General features: G+C 41.2%; 22 protein-coding genes. 11 read left to right on the top strand and 11 right to left on the bottom strand.

Annotation, left to right across the window (positions count from 1 at the left end; genetic code table 11):
* The first annotated feature begins 111 nt into the window (after positions 1-111).
* The 8 genes from M3191_RS15880 (at position 112) to M3191_RS15845 (ending at position 6244) form a co-directional block, all read left to right on the top strand.
* A complete protein-coding gene (locus M3191_RS15880; RefSeq protein ID WP_251701348.1) occupies positions 112-1062 on the top strand; it encodes an ABC transporter ATP-binding protein in 951 nt (316 codons plus the stop codon).
* Positions 1055-2572 (top strand): osmoprotectant update ABC transporter permease/substrate-binding subunit OpuFB, encoded by a 1518-nt coding sequence (gene opuFB, locus M3191_RS15875; RefSeq protein WP_251701347.1) that lies wholly within the window; start codon positions 1055-1057, stop codon positions 2570-2572. Before M3191_RS15880 ends, opuFB begins: the two co-directional genes overlap by 8 nt.
* Before the next feature lie 160 nt (positions 2573-2732).
* Positions 2733-3110, top strand: coding sequence for a GntR family transcriptional regulator (locus M3191_RS15870; protein ID WP_251701346.1), 378 nt, complete (start codon positions 2733-2735; stop codon positions 3108-3110).
* Positions 3110-3991: an ABC transporter ATP-binding protein gene (locus M3191_RS15865; protein ID WP_251701345.1), complete on the top strand. Its 882-nt coding sequence runs from the start codon at positions 3110-3112 to the stop codon at positions 3989-3991. The genes M3191_RS15870 and M3191_RS15865 overlap by 1 nt, the downstream gene beginning before the upstream one ends.
* On the top strand, positions 3972-4580 hold the full coding sequence (locus M3191_RS15860; protein WP_251701344.1) for an ABC-2 transporter permease: 609 nt from the start codon (positions 3972-3974) through the stop codon (positions 4578-4580). Before M3191_RS15865 ends, M3191_RS15860 begins: the two co-directional genes overlap by 20 nt.
* A gap of 76 nt (positions 4581-4656) precedes the next feature.
* Complete coding sequence (locus M3191_RS15855) at positions 4657-5043, top strand: type II toxin-antitoxin system RelE/ParE family toxin (RefSeq protein ID WP_251701343.1); 387 nt, start codon at positions 4657-4659, stop codon at positions 5041-5043.
* A gap of 142 nt (positions 5044-5185) precedes the next feature.
* Positions 5186-5476 carry a helix-turn-helix domain-containing protein gene (locus tag M3191_RS15850; RefSeq protein WP_251701342.1) on the top strand — a complete coding sequence of 97 codons (291 nt, stop codon included), beginning with the start codon at positions 5186-5188 and terminating at the stop codon, positions 5474-5476.
* A gap of 252 nt (positions 5477-5728) precedes the next feature.
* Complete coding sequence (locus M3191_RS15845) at positions 5729-6244, top strand: DUF6141 family protein (protein ID WP_251701341.1); 516 nt, start codon at positions 5729-5731, stop codon at positions 6242-6244.
* A 368-nt stretch (positions 6245-6612) separates the two neighbouring features.
* Here M3191_RS15845 and M3191_RS15840 read toward each other — a convergent pair whose 3' ends face one another.
* Positions 6613-7311, bottom strand: coding sequence for a DNA alkylation repair protein (locus tag M3191_RS15840; protein ID WP_251701340.1), 699 nt, complete (start codon positions 7309-7311; stop codon positions 6613-6615).
* A 14-nt stretch (positions 7312-7325) separates the two neighbouring features.
* On the bottom strand, positions 7326-7829 hold the full coding sequence (locus M3191_RS15835; RefSeq protein ID WP_251701339.1) for a GNAT family N-acetyltransferase: 504 nt from the start codon (positions 7827-7829) through the stop codon (positions 7326-7328).
* Between the two features lie 111 nt (positions 7830-7940).
* Between M3191_RS15835 and M3191_RS15830 the strand changes: the two genes are divergently transcribed.
* Positions 7941-8480 carry a hypothetical protein gene (locus tag M3191_RS15830; RefSeq protein ID WP_251701338.1) on the top strand — a complete coding sequence of 180 codons (540 nt, stop codon included), beginning with the start codon at positions 7941-7943 and terminating at the stop codon, positions 8478-8480.
* Positions 8481-8550: 70 nt separating this feature from the next.
* Here M3191_RS15830 and M3191_RS15825 read toward each other — a convergent pair whose 3' ends face one another.
* From M3191_RS15825 to M3191_RS15815, 3 genes are all read right to left on the bottom strand, one after another.
* Positions 8551-8850 (bottom strand): hypothetical protein, encoded by a 300-nt coding sequence (locus M3191_RS15825; RefSeq protein WP_251701337.1) that lies wholly within the window; start codon positions 8848-8850, stop codon positions 8551-8553.
* A gap of 63 nt (positions 8851-8913) precedes the next feature.
* On the bottom strand, positions 8914-9363 hold the full coding sequence (locus tag M3191_RS15820; protein WP_251701336.1) for a DUF4362 domain-containing protein: 450 nt from the start codon (positions 9361-9363) through the stop codon (positions 8914-8916).
* A gap of 47 nt (positions 9364-9410) precedes the next feature.
* Complete coding sequence (locus tag M3191_RS15815) at positions 9411-9926, bottom strand: hypothetical protein (protein ID WP_251701335.1); 516 nt, start codon at positions 9924-9926, stop codon at positions 9411-9413.
* 328 nt (positions 9927-10254) lie between these two features.
* Here M3191_RS15815 and M3191_RS15810 point away from each other — a divergent pair, with 328 nt between their 5' ends.
* On the top strand, positions 10255-11454 hold the full coding sequence (locus M3191_RS15810; protein ID WP_251701334.1) for an iron-containing alcohol dehydrogenase: 1200 nt from the start codon (positions 10255-10257) through the stop codon (positions 11452-11454).
* 65 nt (positions 11455-11519) lie between these two features.
* Positions 11520-11924 carry a hypothetical protein gene (locus M3191_RS15805; protein ID WP_251701333.1) on the top strand — a complete coding sequence of 135 codons (405 nt, stop codon included), beginning with the start codon at positions 11520-11522 and terminating at the stop codon, positions 11922-11924.
* 211 nt (positions 11925-12135) lie between these two features.
* On the opposite strand, the gene M3191_RS15800 is transcribed toward M3191_RS15805, so the two are convergent.
* The 6 genes from M3191_RS15800 to M3191_RS15775 all read right to left on the bottom strand — a co-directional run bounded on the left by M3191_RS15800 (position 12136) and on the right by M3191_RS15775 (position 17609).
* Complete coding sequence (locus M3191_RS15800; protein ID WP_251701332.1) at positions 12136-12408, bottom strand: colicin immunity domain-containing protein; 273 nt, start codon at positions 12406-12408, stop codon at positions 12136-12138.
* Positions 12409-13074: 666 nt separating this feature from the next.
* Complete coding sequence (locus tag M3191_RS15795) at positions 13075-13314, bottom strand: hypothetical protein (protein ID WP_251701331.1); 240 nt, start codon at positions 13312-13314, stop codon at positions 13075-13077.
* Positions 13315-13523: 209 nt separating this feature from the next.
* A complete protein-coding gene (locus tag M3191_RS15790) occupies positions 13524-13772 on the bottom strand; it encodes a hypothetical protein (RefSeq protein ID WP_251701330.1) in 249 nt (82 codons plus the stop codon).
* Between the two features lie 25 nt (positions 13773-13797).
* On the bottom strand, positions 13798-14949 hold the full coding sequence (gene ltrA, locus M3191_RS15785) for a group II intron reverse transcriptase/maturase (RefSeq protein WP_251701329.1): 1152 nt from the start codon (positions 14947-14949) through the stop codon (positions 13798-13800).
* Between the two features lie 587 nt (positions 14950-15536).
* A complete protein-coding gene (locus M3191_RS15780; protein WP_251696224.1) occupies positions 15537-16136 on the bottom strand; it encodes a hypothetical protein in 600 nt (199 codons plus the stop codon).
* A gap of 495 nt (positions 16137-16631) precedes the next feature.
* The gene (locus M3191_RS15775; RefSeq protein ID WP_251701328.1) at positions 16632-17609 is read right to left on the bottom strand and encodes a DUF2268 domain-containing putative Zn-dependent protease; all 978 of its coding nucleotides are present in this window, start codon (positions 17607-17609) and stop codon (positions 16632-16634) included.
* Positions 17610-18190 lie beyond the last annotated feature (581 nt).

The raw sequence follows: 18190 nt of genomic DNA, 5'->3' as shown, positions 1-18190 counted from the left end.
TACCTCCTTTGCGCTGTGTCCTAACCCTTTCCAACTCCCAATTCTGATTGCCAATCATTTTCATTAATCTCTTTTTTGTGTCACGATATTGAAATGAAGGGGTGTGATTCGTTGATACGTTTTGACAGTGTAACAAAATCATATGAAAATCAAACACTTGTCGTTGATTCAGTTAATTTAGAGGTTGCCAAAGGGGAATTCCTCGTATTGATCGGGCCGAGCGGGTGCGGCAAGACAACTACATTGAAAATGATCAATCGCCTCATTCCACTGACGGACGGGACGATTTGGATCGACGGCAGAAAAGTGAGCGAATACGCAATCCATGAATTGCGGTGGCGAATCGGGTACGTATTACAGCAAATCGCATTGTTCCCGCATATGACAATCGAGGAGAACATCGCAATCGTCCCTGAGCTGAAGAATTGGGATAAAAACCGAATCCATCAACGCGTGACGGAACTTCTTGAAATGGTAGGACTCGACCCAACTACATACCGGCACCGGAAGCCTCATGAATTATCCGGCGGCCAACAGCAGCGGATCGGCGTCGTCCGGGCCCTTGCCGCAGATCCCGACATCATCTTAATGGATGAACCGTTCAGCGCACTTGATCCGATCAGCAGGGGAAAGTTGCAGGATGACTTGGTGCAGCTGCAGCGGTCCATTCAGAAAACGATTGTATTCGTCACACATGATATCCAGGAAGCATTGAAACTTGGAGATCGTATTTGCATCATGAAGGACGGTAAAATAGAACAGCTCGGCACCCCCGATGAAATTACGTTAACACCAGCCACACCATTCGTCCGCAAATTCATCCAGAGCGACAGCCTGAAACCGTTCGTAATAGCGGAGCATCTGGAGCCGATGACGTCAGACACGGACCGGTTGCCTGTATTGTCCTTCAATGCCGGGTGGGATGAAGTGCTGAATGCACTCTCTCAATCGGACAGAGCTGTCATCAAGCAGGAAGACGAACTGATCGGCACCATTTCAAGACAAACGGTCATCGCCTATTTGGCACACGGGCAGGAAGGAGGACATGTAGCGCATGGGTGACTTCGTAAACGTTTTTCAAGATCGGAAAGGCGAATTGGCTTTGGCGTTGTTGGAGCATATCCAAATCTCGCTCATCGCACTATTCTTTGCTATTCTCATAGCTATCCCGGTCGGCGTCTATTTGACAACCCGGCAGCGGATTGCAGAAACAGTCATCGGGACAAGTGCCGTGCTGCAGACCATTCCGTCGCTCGCTTTGCTCGGGCTGCTGATCCCATTGTTCGGCATCGGCAAGATCCCTGCCATCATAGCACTCGTTGCGTATGCATTGCTGCCGATTTTGCGCAACACGTATACAGGTATAAAGGGAATCGACCCTTCCTTAATCGAAGCGGCGACCGCGATGGGGATGAACCGACGGAAACGTCTGACGAAAGTCGAACTGCCCCTTGCCATGCCTGTCATTATGGCGGGCATCCGAACATCGATGGTGCTGATCGTAGGAACCGCCACTCTTGCTGCACTGATCGGCGCTGGCGGACTCGGCGATCTCATTCTGCTCGGAATCGATCGGAACAGCCCTTCCCTAATCGTTCTCGGTGCCATTCCAGCAGCACTTCTCGCCCTGTCATTCGACTTGTTGCTGAGAAAATTCGAGGGGCTATCGTTCCGACGGGCTTCCATTGCACTGATGGCATTTTTGATCGCTACCATACTAATAATCGTCCTTCCCCTCTTGCCTACTGGCAATGAAAAACAGCTAGTCATCGGCGCCAAATTAGGGGCGGAACCTGAAATTCTTATAAATATGTACAAGCTTCTCATCGAAGAAGAGACGGATTTGTCCGTTGAACTGAAACCGGGACTTGGCAAAACATCATTCGTTTTCAACGCGTTGCAATCAGGGAGCATCGACATCTATCCTGAATTCACTGGGACGGCGCTGTCCGAATTCTTGAAAGAGACGGCCGTTAGCAATGACCGGAACGAAGTATACGCACAGGCGCGAGATGGGCTTGCCAAGAAATTCGACCTTGTCCTCCTGCCGCCGATGGAGTATAACAACACCTACTCGCTTGCAGTATCCAAAACGTTCGCGGAGCAGTACGGCGTACTAAAAATCTCCGACCTCGCCGCGATTCAAAATGCAGTAAAAGCCGGGTTTACCCTTGAATTCAACGACCGCGAAGACGGCTACCGAGGCATCCGCAGCCTGTACGGAATCGACTTCCCTTCCGTCCGGACGATGGAACCGAAACTCCGCTACCAGGCAATCGAATCAGGGGATATCAACCTCATGGATGCCTATTCGACGGACAGTGAACTGCAGCAATACGAACTCACCGTTTTACAAGATGATAAGGAGCTATTCCCGCCCTACCAAGGGGCCCCTCTCCTCCGGAAAGAAACGCTCGAGACGTATCCCGAACTTGAGGAAGTGCTCAACCGGCTCGCGGGCAAAGTGACCGACAACGAGATGCGGGACATGAACTACAGGGTGAATGCGGAAGGTGAAAAACCGGAGGACGTTGCACGCGCATTTTTACAGGACGCGGGTTTATTGGAATAAAATAAAGAGACTTTAATCAGTTGGGGCTCATTTCTGCCCCGGCTGATTTTTTCTTTTGAATTAATTTTAAATTACATAAAAAGTGATTGCATCGGGTGTGTATATTGTATATAGTGTGTATATACACAACGTTGAGTGATACGGTGAAAAGAGGATCGATATGCATATTTTAATTTCCAACAGCTCAAAAGAGCCTATCTATAATCAAATTACAGAACAAATTAAGGGATTGGTGTTATCGGGAGAATTGAAAGCAGGGGATGTCCTCCCTTCCATGCGGCAGCTTGCAAAGGATTTACATATAAGCGTCATTACGACGAAACGCGCATATGAGGAGTTGGAGAGAGAAGGGTTTATCTTCTCGGTAGTGGGAAAAGGGTCATTTGTGTCTGAACAGAATAATGAAATGATCCTTGAACAAAAGAGGAAGGCAATAGAAGAGCAACTGTTGGCTGCAATCCAAAACAGCAAAGAAATAGGTCTTGAGCTGACTGAATTACAAGAATTACTAACACTTCTATATAAGGAGGACACATGATGGAAAACGTGATTGAATTGAACAATGTAACGAAATCCTTCAAAGGGTTTGAGTTGAAAGATCTCTCTATCTCGGTCAAGAAAGGCTTTGTTACAGGATTCATCGGTGGGAATGGAGTAGGAAAATCCACGACGATCAAGTTGATCATGAATTTATTGCGACCGGATAGTGGAGAGGTTTCACTTTTTGGTATGAATTATAGAGAGCACGAAAAAGAAATAAAACAGCGAATCGGCTTTGTGTTCGATAACAATATTCTTTATGAGAACATCACTTTGTCTGAAATGAAGAGAATAATAAAACCAGCCTATAAAAACTGGGATGATACTATATTTCAACACTATGTTAATTTATTTGAACTTCCGCTGAAGAAACAAATAAAGACATTTTCAAAAGGCATGCTGATGAAGGCTTCCTTGACCTTTGCGTTATCCCACCATGCTGAATTAATAATCATGGACGAACCGACATCTGGATTAGACCCTATATTTCGAAGAGAACTGTTGGACATCCTCCATGACATTATGCAGGATGGTGAAAAAACAATTTTCTTTTCAACGCATATTACGACAGACTTGGACCGGATCGCTGATTATATAACCTTCATCCATAACGGCCAACATATTTTCACAAAAGAACATTATAAAATCGAGGAAGATTATGCGATTGTGAAAGGCGAGACGAATCTATTGGATCGCGATACAGAACGAGAATTCATAGGTATCCGAAGATCCAATTATGGATTTGAGGCATTGACGATGAATAGACAACGGACACAAAACATCTTTGGCAATACAGTCATTTTGGAGAAGCCTACACTTGAAGACATTATGCTGTATACAAAGAAGGGAAATGATAACTATGTTGAATCTTATTCGTAAAGATATTGTGTTACAAAAAAACACATTACTGATTCTGTTGCCTCTCTTATTTCTCGATTCATTTTTAGACGGGTCTAGGATCTACGTAGGGATTTTATTTTCTATCGCCATCGTTATGCAAAGCTTTGCTACGGATGAAAAACCGTCCGTCCATTACTTAATGAATTCTTTGCCGTACACGCGGAAAGAAATTGTCAGCTCCAAATACGCAGGTGCTTGCGTGTTCTCATTTCTGGTTATGCTAACCATTTTAATTGGGAATCTGGTTGTTACTAAAGAGTTAGTCCCTTGGGAACAATTATTGTTTATCGCAGGCGTTGTTGCTGTGTTTATCTCCCTTGCTTTTCCATTTTCATATTTGTTCAAAAGCCAGTATTTGATGATTGCTTCTATTGTTTTATTTGTCCTGTATATGATAGTTGTGAGTAAGTTCATCCCAGATTTGAATGATAGAATTAGAGAGGCTGTTCGAACGCTCCTCTCTTTAGATCATTCACTGTTGTATGGAGGTGCCGTATTGTCAGTCATTCTTCTCTACATTTTTTCTTGGATGCTCTCGGTACGGATTTATAGTCGGAAAGTGTTTTGACAGAACTTGTATTTTAATAACACTTTCGTTATAATTAATACGAATATGTTATAAAACGTCTTGTGGAGGACAGAATATGAAATATGAGGTCGTCTTCTTTGAAGACAATCGTGGTCGTTCTCCTGTTAAGGATTTTTTGGATGAGTTGCAAATCCATGCTTCTCATGATAAATCAGCGAAACAACTTCTTTCCAAGATTGTTTTTTATATTGAAATCTTAGAAAGGACCGGCAGTCGATCCGGTTTGCCTTACACCAAGTTTATTGGCAACGGCATTTGGGAACTGGAACTTAGACCAAGTGACCATCGTATCTTTTTCTTTTTTTGGGATGGCAATCAAATTGTCTTATTACATCCTTTTCGAAAAACTACGAAGAAAACACCTCAGCGTGAAATCCGAAAGGCAGAAAGAGAAATGCTCGATTGGATCGAAAATAGTCAAAATCGCAGTACGAGAGAATAACATTTTCCACGATGTATAAATAGGAGGGGTTCACTCCCCTCCTTCAAAACGAAGACCTCAAAATGAAATTCTTAAGTTCAAGGATTTATCGTATGTTGTAGCAAGATAATTGCTACAAGTTCGCTGAAAGGAGGTAATTAATTTGAAATGGGCTGACTATAAAAAACAAATAACGGCTTTGACACCAAGAGAAATACATGAGATTGAAATTGTCGCCCAACTCATTCATAGACGGATCCAGCTAGGCTTGACGCAACAAGAAGTTGCCAATCGGGCGGGTTTAAAACAGACTGCCATAGCACGACTCGAAAAAGAGCATGCAATTCCTCGTTTGGATACATTAGATAAAGTTGCTCAAGCACTTGGCCTCCGTCTCGCCTTGGTTGAAGACAATTTATCCGAAATGGAATCGAGTAGTATGGAACATACTTGATATCCAATTTCAGTTGCCCTTCATGAAAATAAAGGACGATTGCAGTTTGTGTAACCCGTTCAGTTAACTGGTACAAAAGTTGAAATAACAAGCGAAATAACATCGAATTAGAACAACAATCAGCATCGCAAATAGCGGTGCTTTTTTATATTTAAAAAGGATTTTTGTGGTAAATACTCTATTATAGGAGTAGGATAAGTATATATTCAGTATTCAAAAAACGGAATGATTGTGGTAAAGGGGGGTATCTAGGTGGATAAACAAACTAAAGTTGTGTATCGAGAAATTCAACGACCACAGCAAATTTGGTTATGGGTGCTGATTTTATTGGAGGCTGCCTATATGTGGTACTGGTTCATTCTGCAAATTATTTTTGGTGTGCCAATAGGTAATAATCCTGCCCCAGATGTGGTTACAATTATTTTTTGGGTGCTTTTTGGAGTTGTTTTTCCAGTGTTAATGCTTGGAGTATTAAAGTTGATTATTGAAGTTCGTAGTGATGGACTTTATGTGCGTTTATTTCCTTTTCATATTCAATATAAGCAGTATCTATTTAAAGAAATTAGAAACTATGAAACACTTACTTACAGTCCTCTTAAACGTTTTGGAGGTTTGGGGATTCGTTTTAACACCAAGGGTGAAACGGCTTATAACTTGAATGGGAAAAAAGGGATCGAATTATGGTTGAAGCATAACAAAGTGGTAATCGGCACTCAAAAACCAGATGAATTAAAAAAGGCAATAGATTCAGTACAAAAGGTAAAATAAAGATTTTTCAATTCGTCAATCTGGGTGCGTTAATGGAATAGCAAAAGTAAAAAAAGGACCTTATTGGTCCTTTTATTTATTGGAGTAACGAAATGTATCATTGTGTTTTGACATACAAATTAACAGTGGTTTCAACACAGATTAACAGACCTACAATAGAAATTGTAATACTGCTAATAGGCTTTCAATAGAGTGTCTAAAACACGTGTGATTCATTCACAAACGTTGATACATAGACAAAAGGAAAAAGTCCAATTCATTTGCGAATTCGGACTCCTTTTGTGTGTTTAATTTAGCTTTTGTACCACTCAACTGAACGGGTTACAGTTTGTGCATTCGTTCTTTTTTTATCCTCAATTTCATTACTATCATGCCAAATCCCCGATATGCTTCAAAGCTTCCCGCCTGCTTAACGGTTTCAGCGTATGTTCTTCGACAAATTGCTTTACAACGACAGGATCGGTTTTCGCGTACTCCCTCAATACCCAACCAATTGCTTTCTGAATGAAGAACTCATTTGATTCCACATGCTGAAGAATGATTTCAACTAACAGCTCGGTATCCGTGTCCTTTTTGAACTTTAATTGATGCAGAATTGCGGAGCGGTTTGTCCACATATTATCCGACCGCGACCAGTCCAGCATCACTGATTTTCCGTACGCTCGATCCAATTTGACGACATGCCCGACAAGACTCGGTGCGATTGAGTCCACACTATCCCACCACGAGTTCGTTTCGATGAATTTCAATAGCTTCGGAAAATCGTCAGTCGTAAAGTGCTTCTTCATTTTATCGAGCAAAGCAATCGCAGCATACTGATATTCCCGCTCGGGCAATTCATATAGCTTCCAAGCCTCGTCAAAGAGCTCGTCAACTTCAGGCAACGCATATTCCCGGAATTGCTCACGCAGCAGCTCTTTTCGCAGCGGACTTTTAATCCCTAGGAAAGGAAAATGGTGTTTCATATATGCTTTCATCGGCTCCGCCTGCTCAACGTTCCGGCACATTTCGAACTTCTCAATGATCCCCTTGTGATTCCATTGTTTTTTCACTGACGTCAACTCCATACTTCCTCTTCCTCCTATCCTCGTGCAATCCAAAACCTCCGAACCACATTGCCATGCGGTTCCGTGAAGCTCTCGTCCTCTACACCGCCATTTTTGATAATGACAGCGGCTGAACCGACATTGTCTTCATTGCATGTGACCAGCACAGAACGGATGCCCAGCTGATCCGTTTTCTTCAATGCTTCAGAAAGCAAATAGGTCGCATACCCCTTCCGCCGTTCCGCAGGGCGGATTCCGTAGCCGATGTGTCCGCCGATTTGGCGTAAAGAGTCATTCAAGCCATGCCGGATATTAACCATTCCTACGATTCGTTCGTTGTCATCGATGAGAAAATAATTCGTATTCAGCATCCGGTTGTCTAGCCCTGCTTCCTTTGCCGCCATTTCTTCCAAATACACTTCATAAGGAATGTCCGCTTGCAAATGAAAACTGCTAGGCGTCATCCGGTCATCATCCCACTCATTCATATATGCTATATGTTCCGTTTTCCACTTCAAGGACGGTCTCTCAAGCCGCATGTAAAGCCCCCCAATCTTTATTTTCTTCATCTTAATATTCTGTCACAATTGAAACCATTCGTCTACGTAATGCGTATAAAAAGTGTGAACGTTGTTGAAAGGAGTGAGAGGATGCATCGATGGAAACCAGGCATAGCGATCGTTTTCATTCTCGGCAGTCTGCTTGTTGCTGGGTGCTCAAAGCCTGAACCGCAGGATGAAAACATCGAAGTCATTAAGACCGTTTTGGAAATTGATTTGAATGCACCCGATGAAGAAGCAATCCGATTACTAGAAGAACTATACAAATCAAAAGAAGCCGAAGAGGCAGGCGAAGGATTTTTAGAGGAATATTATAATTACCAAAAGGAAACGTACGGACCTTATTTCACAGAAAGTGGTCTAGAACAATTCATTATGACGAATCAAGCCTTCATGTTCCACCGGAGAGCCGACCAACATGGCTATCAACTTGAAGTGAAAAATATCGAGGTGGAGCAAAATGAAGTGACACCGACGAATTATAACTTCACAGTTACGTTGGATTATGAATTGAAAGATGAAGATAAAAAGGAAATCGAGATGTCAGGCATAGCGATTGTCCGCGATGGGAAAGTCGCGAAGATCACGTATGATGAGTTAAAGAACTTATTGTACGGTGAGCAGAAATAATAGATTAGGCACCCTTACAATCTCGATTTGTTCGGGTGCCTAAGCCATTATTGGGAAACGCGATCCTGCTTCAATATATATTCCTCCGATAGACAATCAGCGATATTGTATTTAACAAAAGCGTACCAATTAGTAGAACTGTCGCCGCGACCACCACTCCCCACATCGTATCCATAAGCGCAGTCCAATCTTCAATTTGTACGAGATGATAGTTGTAATAGATCTGGAGAATGAGTGAAATTGCACACGCACTCAAACTCATAATAGATATAGCCGCCCAATGTTTAGTAGTTCGCATGAGACTCACAACCGGCAGTATCCAAGCAATGATACCAAGCACCAGACTGCCGACATTCAGTAAACCGACCATCACTACTCCCCCTTTGTAGCTTCCCTCCTTTGTATTGACCTTCGTTCGACACGTAAGGTTCCATTAATGCTCGTGGTCTTCTATTTGCTCTTTCAAGATATTTAATAGAAGGAAACAATCGACAAGGGCTCCTTGCTGGCACCCTTCCAACGTATAGCTGAATAATTGTTGCCCTTCCTCTGAAATCAGCTCCGTACAGGACATGCTCATTTTACGAGGGTTGTCCCCTCGCTCTTTATTTTTCGACCGATCGATTTCCAAATTGAATTCAGCTCCATCGAAAGATAAATTGTACAATGTCGGGCTTCCTTCGAGCGTGTAATTTGTGATCCGGACGGATGCTGCTTCATCCTCTTCGACACTTTCTAAGAAATCTTGGAATCGATCAAAATTGAAAATAGGCCCGTTCATATTGATAACATCCCCGTTTTTGACGGCTTTTTCACTATCATACGAACAACCGGCTATTAGGAATAATCCAAGCAACAAAAAGAAATACAGTTTTTTCGGCATATGATCCCTCCAATGACGTACTTCGTGCTTCGCCTACACTATATGCGTCAACCGGGTTCCTTATCCCGTGATAATTTCTCTGTTTTTCCATTTAAGCGAGTACCTTCATAAGTGACTTTGCCCAATGGCTGATCACTGTAATAATAGTAAAGAATTGAATTTTCGCCGACAGTTCTATTGAAATTGATCGTTCCTATGTTCGCGGAGTAGCCGATAATTTTATCAAAGGATTGCTTTTTATCCACTATCAAACTTACATATAGTTTTTCTTTTCCTTTAAATTGCAACTCCTGTTCTACTATTTCATGATCGCCGACAAACATTTCATCCGTGATTGACCAGCCCCAAAACCCCTTCGATACCGCGTATACTTTGAACCCTTCTTCATAAGGCCGAATGGCTAACTCTTTATTTTTGCTGATGCCATAACTGACACCTGCTTTTCCCTCTTTCCCATCCAACGCTGCATCGGCAGTCGAGTTTACTATGTATTCATCCCAAACCCAGATTTTGAACAAAACAAGCCCACTGATAAGCAGCAAAACTCGTATTTTCTTTTGCATGGCGTCACCTCTCTCAAATCTTATCCTAACACTCTTACTACGCCAAAATATTGGAATTCCCTTGCTTCTATTTATGTGTTTACCACGCATCTCGATAGGTCAAAGGTCACGAAATGACGATAAAGTCTGGGAAATGAACGATAAGTTCCGGGAAATGATTGATAACATCGTACAAATGATCGATAACCTTTGGCAACTGATCGATAACTCTCTGGAAATGATCGATAACTTTTTCAATCGCTAATTTGCAAATAATTTCTAGTAATTTACTGTCATTTCAAGGTACAATAGTTAGAATGTTACATCTAATCAGGGATGGTGAAGCAGCATGTACAAGATATATTGCCGCAGCTTTCAGCAGGTGATGAAGGCGACTGCCTTTTTCCTGCCATGGCGGGAACCTCAGCTGCTCGAAGGGGAAAATAGTTTGGAAGGACTTCCGAGGTTGATTAAACGTGAAGGCATTGAAACGGTTTTGATTGTTACGGATAAAGGGATTGTGACGACAGGGTTAATGGACGATTTCCTTGAAGGTTTGCGAAAGGAAGGGATTACGTTTGTCATGTACGACAAAACGGTCCCGAATCCGACGATCGATAATATCGAGGAGGCTTTGCAGCTATACAAAGTGAACGATTGCCAAGGCCTTGTCGCATTCGGCGGCGGATCGCCGATCGATTGTGCCAAAGGGGTCGGTGCACGTTTGGCGAGACCGAACAGAACCATTCCTCAAATGAAAGGCATATTGAAAGTGATTAAAAAAATGCCGCCACTGTTCGCTGTTCCTACAACGGCTGGGACTGGCAGTGAAGCGACACTAGCTTGCGTCGTTTCCAATAGTGAGACCCATGAAAAATACGCGCTCATGGACACCGCAGTCATTCCGCATTTCGCGGTGCTGGATCCGCTGCTCACCGTGAAACTTCCGAAGCATATCACGTCCACAACCGGAATGGATGCATTGACGCATGCAGTCGAAGCGTATATCGGCAAAAGCAATACGAAGCAGACGACACAATGGAGTACGGATGCCGTGAAGCTCATTTTTGAAAATCTTTACGAAGCTTATTCCTATGGGGAAAATATAGCTGCACGGACGAATATGCAAAAAGCCGCCTATCTCGCAGGAATGGCGTTCACACGTGCCTATGTCGGCAATGTGCATGCCATCGCCCATACGCTGAGCGGGTTTTACAATGTGCCACACGGACTCGCCAATGCCGTCATCCTGCCTCATGTCCTCGACTATTACGGGGAAACTGTGCACGAACCTTTGGCAGAGTTGGCGGAGGCAGCCGGTGTTTGCGCATCTTCCGACTCCACCAGGGAGAAGGCACTGAAATTCATTCAGGCAATCAAGGATTTGAATGAAAAGATGGAAATTCCGGTGAATGTGGACTGCATTATCGACAGCGACATCCCGCTCATGGCGGAGCGCGCGGTACAAGAAGCGAATCCGCTTTACCCGGTGCCGAAGATTTTACTGAAAGAGGATATGGATAAGCTGATCCGGACGATCGGGGCGTAACGGAAAAACACGAGTCCCCCGCAATGGACATATACTGAGGCATCGAAGAAATACGGAGGTTGCCTATGTATTATTCCTCTTTTCCTTATGGATTCAATTCCCGGCAACAAGCTTTCATGCCGGTCCACCCAGGATATATGGCGATGCCCACACCGACGCCGCAAAACGGAAGAAGCCCCTTTCCTCCGGTAAACACGCGGAAATTCAACGCGTCGGCAAATCGGTTCAAACAAGTTATGAATGAAGCGAATCTTTTCATCGGTACGCTGACAGCTTCAGATGATTTCGCACGCCAGCTCATGGACGCCGCACAGCGTTCGGACCAACAAGAAGTTGAGCGGCTCGTCCGCTCGACAGGTGTAACCATTAAATACAATCTATCCTACACACCCTCCGGCATCCAGATCGACTTCTCGAACAGCGACGCCCAGAACAGTTGCTGCTCGTTGCGGATGGCACTGGGTTGGTGAATAAAAGAAGCCAGAAAGCGACTAACGGGTTCGGTTGATGGGGAGAAAAGTGCAATTAACAACGTAAATAACAGGTTAATCAGCAAATATTTCAACAGTGAAATAGCCATATAAAAAACAAGTAAAAGCGCTCAGGATTGAAGTGAGCGCTTTTTAGCGTAATATTCTACTAGTCTTATTGAACTACAGCACCCGTTAGTTCAAGAAAACTTTAAGGGTTATTCAATAATCTATTTAAGTTAACCAATGCATCACTTACTTCTTTTCTTAGTTGTTGTTCGGAAATTTCAAAGGCAGTTTCTTGTCCAGGAAGGCATTCGTGCCAATAACAATCAACTGCTTCATTTAAGATTTCGAATAGACTGTTACCCATTCTTTCTGTCTCGTTTTTAAATGTATATAGGTAGTCACGTTCAAAATCTTCAACAGTAATTATTTCATTTACAAAATCCTCCATTAGCCTTTTATACCTATAAGCAAACATTTCTTTACCTCTTTTATAGATTTTTTCGGAACACATTCTAACGAGATTCCTTTTCCAAGTAAACTGTCTAGTTAGTTGAAGAAAAAAGAGCCGTTGCCTAAGCAGCTCCAATCTTCAAGTAAAGCATCCGTCAGCTTTAGATGGTCTTCTGTTTACACACTCTCTATTATTAAAAACTTGGTAATAGAAAAAAAATAATCGCTACCAGTAGTGAAGAACTTGCCCACGTTATTAATAGTTTTTTCTCTAGCTTGATCGAATTATCAACTGCGATATGTACAATTGATAGAACAAAAAGGTTTATAACAAATAAAAAGTAATAGACTGCGCTGAACAAAGTCCATGGGTGTAATGAAATTAAATCTCCCAAAGGTGTCGTAAAGAACAAGAGAATAAATACAATAAATGAAATCATTAACCATCCTAAAATGATGATGAACATCTTATCCCAGATTTTGTGTTTCATAAATTCTTCTTCTTTTTTAGCGTAATTATAAATGAGTTGATTACAAACGAAGAGAAGGATTGAAATGGTAACAAACATAATTAATTGCTTTAGTACAACACTTTCTATATCCACATTCACATTTTGAATATAATAATTAACTATAATAGCAATAAGAAGTAAAATTAGGATACCAACAAATTGCTTGATAACGTAAAATTTCACGATACTTTAACCGATGATCTAAAGTCTTTTACTATATTTTTCACCTTGTAAATACACCAAAGGGCTAAGGTTACCGTTATAGCTGAAATTATGTATTGTAGATAGGTCGCCATTTCTTGAGTACCTTGTGAGTAAGGATCCGGTGTATATATTAATGTTAAAATAACTCCTTGTAACATATCAGCTACCCCTATTGAAACTAGTACAACAATGAATATCCCAATTATTTTTCTCATTTTTTTCTTCCTCCTATTCATTAAACTTACGGAATACGTTGCAAAAAGTTCCACAATTCTATTATATATATTCCCTACCTATAATAAATCCAGCTTATTCAACTAGTCGAGTAGAAGGGAACCTCTCTACCTTGCGGTAGATTGTGTTCCTCCCCCCTCACAGAACCGTGCTTGCGCTATTTACGCACACGGCTCCTCCTAGTCACCATTCACAAAATATAGCTAATTTCTTTTCTTATGTCATATATATTTACCTTAACTCTTGGTGAAGGTAAAGGAAACTTATGAATAAAGAGATTGAATTTGTCCCAAGTAAAGGATTTTCTTTGACTTCTCCTATTGAGCCATCTAAAGAGTAAGTATAAGACTTTGTCTTTAAATTGGTGAACACTTGGAGTGTTGTCCGTGATGCAGTAGTAGTTATAATAGCCTGCAAGCGAGCGTTTAAATCTATCCATAATCATATGAATATCTTTATTTCTGTTATTCTTTAACCATTCTTTGGTTTCTCTTAGTTTTCCCCTGGAGCTTCTTCCTGCTTGTCTTCCTTTTCACTCGAAAATATCCTTGTTTACTCTTCCCACAATAATGTGTAAAACCAAGGAAATCAAAGGTTGCAGGTTTGCTATTTCCATTTTGTTTTGCATCTTTCTCCGCAAATCTCCCGAAGGGAATAATTTTGGTTTTATCCTCCGCTACTTCTAAGTTAAACTTCTGTAATCTCACCTTTAATGATTGAAAGAATTCCTCCGCTTCGCTCTTATATTGGAAGCAACAAACAAAATCATCTGCATATCTAAGAATGTATGCTTGCCCTTTGCACTGTTTCCTAACCCTCTTCTCGAACCATAGGTCCAAGACATAATGGAGATATAGATTGGCAAGTATCGGAGATATAACACCACCTTGCGGTGTGCCTTTATCTGTCTTGAATTTCTTTCCTTCCTCCATATATCCACCTTTAAGAAACCTACCAATTATTCTTAGTAGGTTTGGGTCAGCAATTCGCAGTTTTAAGAACTCCATCATCCATATGTGGTCAACGTTGTCGAAGAATCCTTTGATATCTACATCTACTACATAATTTACTGATCTCTTTTCAATATAATGATTTAATATCTTCAAAGCATCGTGGCAATTACGATTTGGACGGAACCCAAATGAGCAGTCTAGAAAATCATTTTCATAGATGGCGTTTAGTATCTTTGTAATGCCTCTCTGTACAATCTTATCTTCATGTTCCGGTATCCCCAACGGTCTTTTCTTGTTGGAGTTCAGCTTGGGAATATACATTCTCCTTACGGGAACAGGATGATAACTTTTACTTTTAAGCCTACTTACTAAGTCCACTATATTTTCCTCTAGTGATTCACTGTATTGCTCTTTAGTTGTGCCATTAATCCCAGTTGCCTTCTTATTAGGTAATTCATGATGGCATTGAACTAGAGATTGCTTATTTAGTAAATGTGCAAGAGATGTAAATTTCATTCTCGGTTCAGATTTAGCTAATTCTGCTATCCTTAATAGTTTTGTGTTTCCATTTATTATCCCTACCTCTGCGTGTAGTAAATGTGTCCCTAGTAAGGGTGATAACTTGGTAGCAGCCTTTCCTCCACTGGCATTACCCAACTTCATTGGTACTACGCTGCTATCCGACTCCCTACAACGGCATTTGGTTTCCTTGCTTATTATCGCTTGTACACCATACTCTTCTAAAAAAGAAAAGACCGGTAGGGCCTCCCGAGTTGCCGTATCATATCAATGTGTGACGTGCCAAGGTCTCTGACCCCAGAGAAGTTTTATCCTTCTTGCCTTTAGCGAAGGATAAAATGTAGCTTTCTGCCGCAGGTAAGGCATCAGCCCTCTCGTTTACTAACATTTTTGGAGCTCAATCCCTTCAACCACTTGGCTTTCGGCCCGCCACCTAACTGTCTACGCTTAAAGGTTACTGTTACCATTAACCCTCCAAGACTCGCTACGAGTGAATGGCTAGTTCTTTCTCGGCGGGAATCCCACCCGCTATATGATACGACCTAGGCTCGGCCGCACACCTGCACCGTTAGTTCAAGAATAAAGGGCCCTCTAGACTTGTGGTAAAGGACCCCTGCTGTACAATAATTTATATATATTAACTTATTCAACATATTCGTAAAAAAACCTTTTTCTTCAACTAAACTGCCGTTTAACCCCCCATTATTCAATCCCCCATTTAGCACCATTTCTCATTCGTCTATCAGCTCTTCGATTCGTTCTTTGGAAATTGAAAAAGGAGTTGCAAGAAAAACCATAAAACCACCTATTATATATACGAAGACACTAAGTCCCAAGTTTGGATGTGCCGGTGTGAAGCGCAGCGCAGACATAATGACAATCCCTACGATAATCATGATGGCGAGGGCTTTCGGCCACTTTACGAGTTGCTTCGTTTTGCCGGGATTCACAAAAACTGAAGCAATCCGCTCTTTCCATAAATGACTCACTATGAATAAAAACACTGTAACGACCAGGAAAGGCCAAAAAGCTACCGAACCATATACCGCCCTAACAAAAGGCATCATTGCAAAAATAGATAATCCGGTAAGTATCCAATACAATTGGAGAGAATTGTACCGCCTCGGTTCGCTCTTACTATAACGCCTCCACAACAGGAGGAGACGGAACATAATGAAAGCCTCCAATGATAAGTTGATGGGCAGCCAAAAAAAGAACTGTCCTTCCGGTACAGAGCTGGCCACTAACACAAACAAAAGATGCAGAAAAAATGTAAAGACAATAAGATTATCCGCTTTCACTGGTCTGTTAATTTCCTCTTTTAACGTCATCGGGTCTCCTCCTCTTTCAAGACAAGATATGTAGGTAAGCTTGACTTGTAATTTCAAGGTGATGGGGTTCTTTTCCGAGTAGTCTTTTATCAAATGTAGATTTATGGTCAATGGATACTACGTCAAATTCGATGTGTTCTCAAATGCAGTATTTTTTATTGTTTTCTCCCAATCAACTGAACCTGTTTAGGATTTTAGCGTTTTCTTTCTTTCTTTTATAGAACACGTAAATCGCATTACAAGCTACCACTAATGCAAAAACAGACAGATATCCTATCGCAAATGTTAGGTTCAGTTCACCGCTAACGACGAAGATTGCAATACAAGTCCCAAGAAGTGCTGTCAGAACGATTTGACTTAATAGCCATTCTGAATGTGATTGCTTCTTCATTTTATTACACCCCTTCATTCTCTTTACAACCCATACTGATTTCGTCTCAACTGGCCATTATCTTAAGTTGAGCACTCATGATATCGCAAGGGAAACGGAAAAACCTACTGATAGTTAGCTGCATAGTTTCCTTCTTCAAATATTTCCTTCGGGCTTTTGGTAGTCCATTCTTCTACTGTCATATCAGGATGCAGATTCAAGTATGATCTCATCATTTTGTATCCTTCACTATAACCATATGAATTAGGAAGACCATTAGAGCCACCTATAATCATTTCATCATGAATCTCACTAGTAATAGCAGTCTCAAGATATGGTTCGATCTTGCTCCAATATTCTTTGTTATATCTTTCGTCAACCACATAATGACTATGGTTTAAGTTCGGATACACTAAGGACTCAAACATCACGGCCTGTCCTTCCACTATTAAATGATCTAATCCTGTTAGAGCATAATTTTCAGCATTATGTTTTCCCATCCAAACGCTATGATGATATTCATGAGACAAACTTGTACTATATCTTCGATCAGGTTTGCTGTGAAAGATGATAATTTTCCCTGATTCAAGTGTAAACATATCAGAAGGAAACTTTTCACTTTTAGGAAATACACATACTGTTGTTTTTTTATCTGATGAAAGTATGTCTGAGGATTTAACGAGTGATTCTTCAAATAACTCATTCAAATGATCTTTATTGATTGATTCAATTTGATTCTTAAAACTATCAAAATCACTCTCTCTTGGAACCCAATTAAGTACAGTGACAGGATCTGCATATTCCGAGTCCTCAAAGCATGCCTCATACACGGGTTGTACAACTTCTTGCTGATATAATTTATAGAGAGATTCATCCGGATGATCTTTTACAGCTTCAAAGTAATTTTTATATAATAAATACGCATGAATAATAGTAAACTCTTGCCCTGTATTGGGGTTATTAAAAGAATAGGAAATATCTTGATGTTCATTTTCCGCATCTATATCGTCGTGAGATTCCTCGATTTGCTTACAGGCCGATAATGTAAAAATGAAAAGCATACAAATTGAAAGTAAGACTTTATTTACATTTATAAGTTTCATCTGTCTTTACTCTTCCTTTTCTTATTTAGAATTACCTAATTATGGAAACTAATATTTTATCTTGCGAAATTAAGACTAATTAATAGAATTACTACCACCATACATACGAATGCCCAATTAACAATTCGTTTTTCTTTTACTGTAAGAAACTTCGATTCCATAAATCTCAGGCTACTTAGGATTAAAATAATTCCAAACGTTATAAGCGAACGTCCTATGATATCGTCTATGATGAAGATGTACCTTATACCGGCAAGAAAAATTAATAAAGCACCTATATATCCAATGATAATATAAAAATAGTGGTTCTTTTTCCCCTCCACCAACTTCCACTCCCTCTCAGTTGCAAGTCCCGCTTTACGACTGTCTATTGTTTATTGAACTAATCTGCAGCGTTAATTCAATAAGGAAAAAGAGCCGTCTAAGCAGCTCAATGATCTTCAACTAAAGCACTCGTTCGTATTATAAGGTCAGCCAGATATTTCTGGTTGACCATTTTTTATATGGTTTTATGATTACTGTAGCCGGGGTAGGACGTAAGCACCCGTGGGTGATAGAACCCGTCAGCTAAACCGTCCGCC

Source organism: Sporosarcina luteola, assembly GCF_023715535.1.
Classification (GTDB): Bacteria; Bacillota; Bacilli; order Bacillales_A; family Planococcaceae; genus Sporosarcina; species Sporosarcina luteola_B.
Note: the sequence above shows the minus strand (reverse complement) of the source record. Positions and strands in the feature narration are given on the sequence as shown.

Excerpts from the sequence above, each read along its gene's own strand:
- M3191_RS15810 (WP_251701334.1), top strand. The coding sequence starts at position 10,255 with ATGTACAAGATATATTGCCGCAGCTTTCAGCAGGTGATGAAGGCGACT.
- M3191_RS15800 (WP_251701332.1), bottom strand. The coding sequence starts at position 12,408 with ATGTTTGCTTATAGGTATAAAAGGCTAATGGAGGATTTTGTAAATGAA.
- M3191_RS15870 (WP_251701346.1), top strand. The coding sequence starts at position 2,733 with ATGCATATTTTAATTTCCAACAGCTCAAAAGAGCCTATCTATAATCAA.
- M3191_RS15795 (WP_251701331.1), bottom strand. The coding sequence starts at position 13,314 with ATGAGAAAAATAATTGGGATATTCATTGTTGTACTAGTTTCAATAGGG.
- M3191_RS15815 (WP_251701335.1), bottom strand. The coding sequence starts at position 9,926 with ATGCAAAAGAAAATACGAGTTTTGCTGCTTATCAGTGGGCTTGTTTTG.
- M3191_RS15805 (WP_251701333.1), top strand. The coding sequence starts at position 11,520 with ATGTATTATTCCTCTTTTCCTTATGGATTCAATTCCCGGCAACAAGCT.
- M3191_RS15830 (WP_251701338.1), top strand. The coding sequence starts at position 7,941 with ATGCATCGATGGAAACCAGGCATAGCGATCGTTTTCATTCTCGGCAGT.
- M3191_RS15835 (WP_251701339.1), bottom strand. The coding sequence starts at position 7,829 with ATGCGGCTTGAGAGACCGTCCTTGAAGTGGAAAACGGAACATATAGCA.
- M3191_RS15860 (WP_251701344.1), top strand. The coding sequence starts at position 3,972 with ATGTTGAATCTTATTCGTAAAGATATTGTGTTACAAAAAAACACATTA.
- opuFB (WP_251701347.1), top strand. The coding sequence starts at position 1,055 with ATGGGTGACTTCGTAAACGTTTTTCAAGATCGGAAAGGCGAATTGGCT.
- M3191_RS15865 (WP_251701345.1), top strand. The coding sequence starts at position 3,110 with ATGGAAAACGTGATTGAATTGAACAATGTAACGAAATCCTTCAAAGGG.
- M3191_RS15825 (WP_251701337.1), bottom strand. The coding sequence starts at position 8,850 with ATGGTCGGTTTACTGAATGTCGGCAGTCTGGTGCTTGGTATCATTGCT.
- M3191_RS15855 (WP_251701343.1), top strand. The coding sequence starts at position 4,657 with ATGAAATATGAGGTCGTCTTCTTTGAAGACAATCGTGGTCGTTCTCCT.
- M3191_RS15840 (WP_251701340.1), bottom strand. The coding sequence starts at position 7,311 with ATGGAGTTGACGTCAGTGAAAAAACAATGGAATCACAAGGGGATCATT.
- M3191_RS15790 (WP_251701330.1), bottom strand. The coding sequence starts at position 13,772 with ATGGATAGATTTAAACGCTCGCTTGCAGGCTATTATAACTACTACTGC.
- M3191_RS15775 (WP_251701328.1), bottom strand. The coding sequence starts at position 17,609 with ATGAAACTTATAAATGTAAATAAAGTCTTACTTTCAATTTGTATGCTT.
- M3191_RS15820 (WP_251701336.1), bottom strand. The coding sequence starts at position 9,363 with ATGCCGAAAAAACTGTATTTCTTTTTGTTGCTTGGATTATTCCTAATA.
- ltrA (WP_251701329.1), bottom strand. The coding sequence starts at position 14,949 with ATGAAGTTGGGTAATGCCAGTGGAGGAAAGGCTGCTACCAAGTTATCA.
- M3191_RS15780 (WP_251696224.1), bottom strand. The coding sequence starts at position 16,136 with ATGACGTTAAAAGAGGAAATTAACAGACCAGTGAAAGCGGATAATCTT.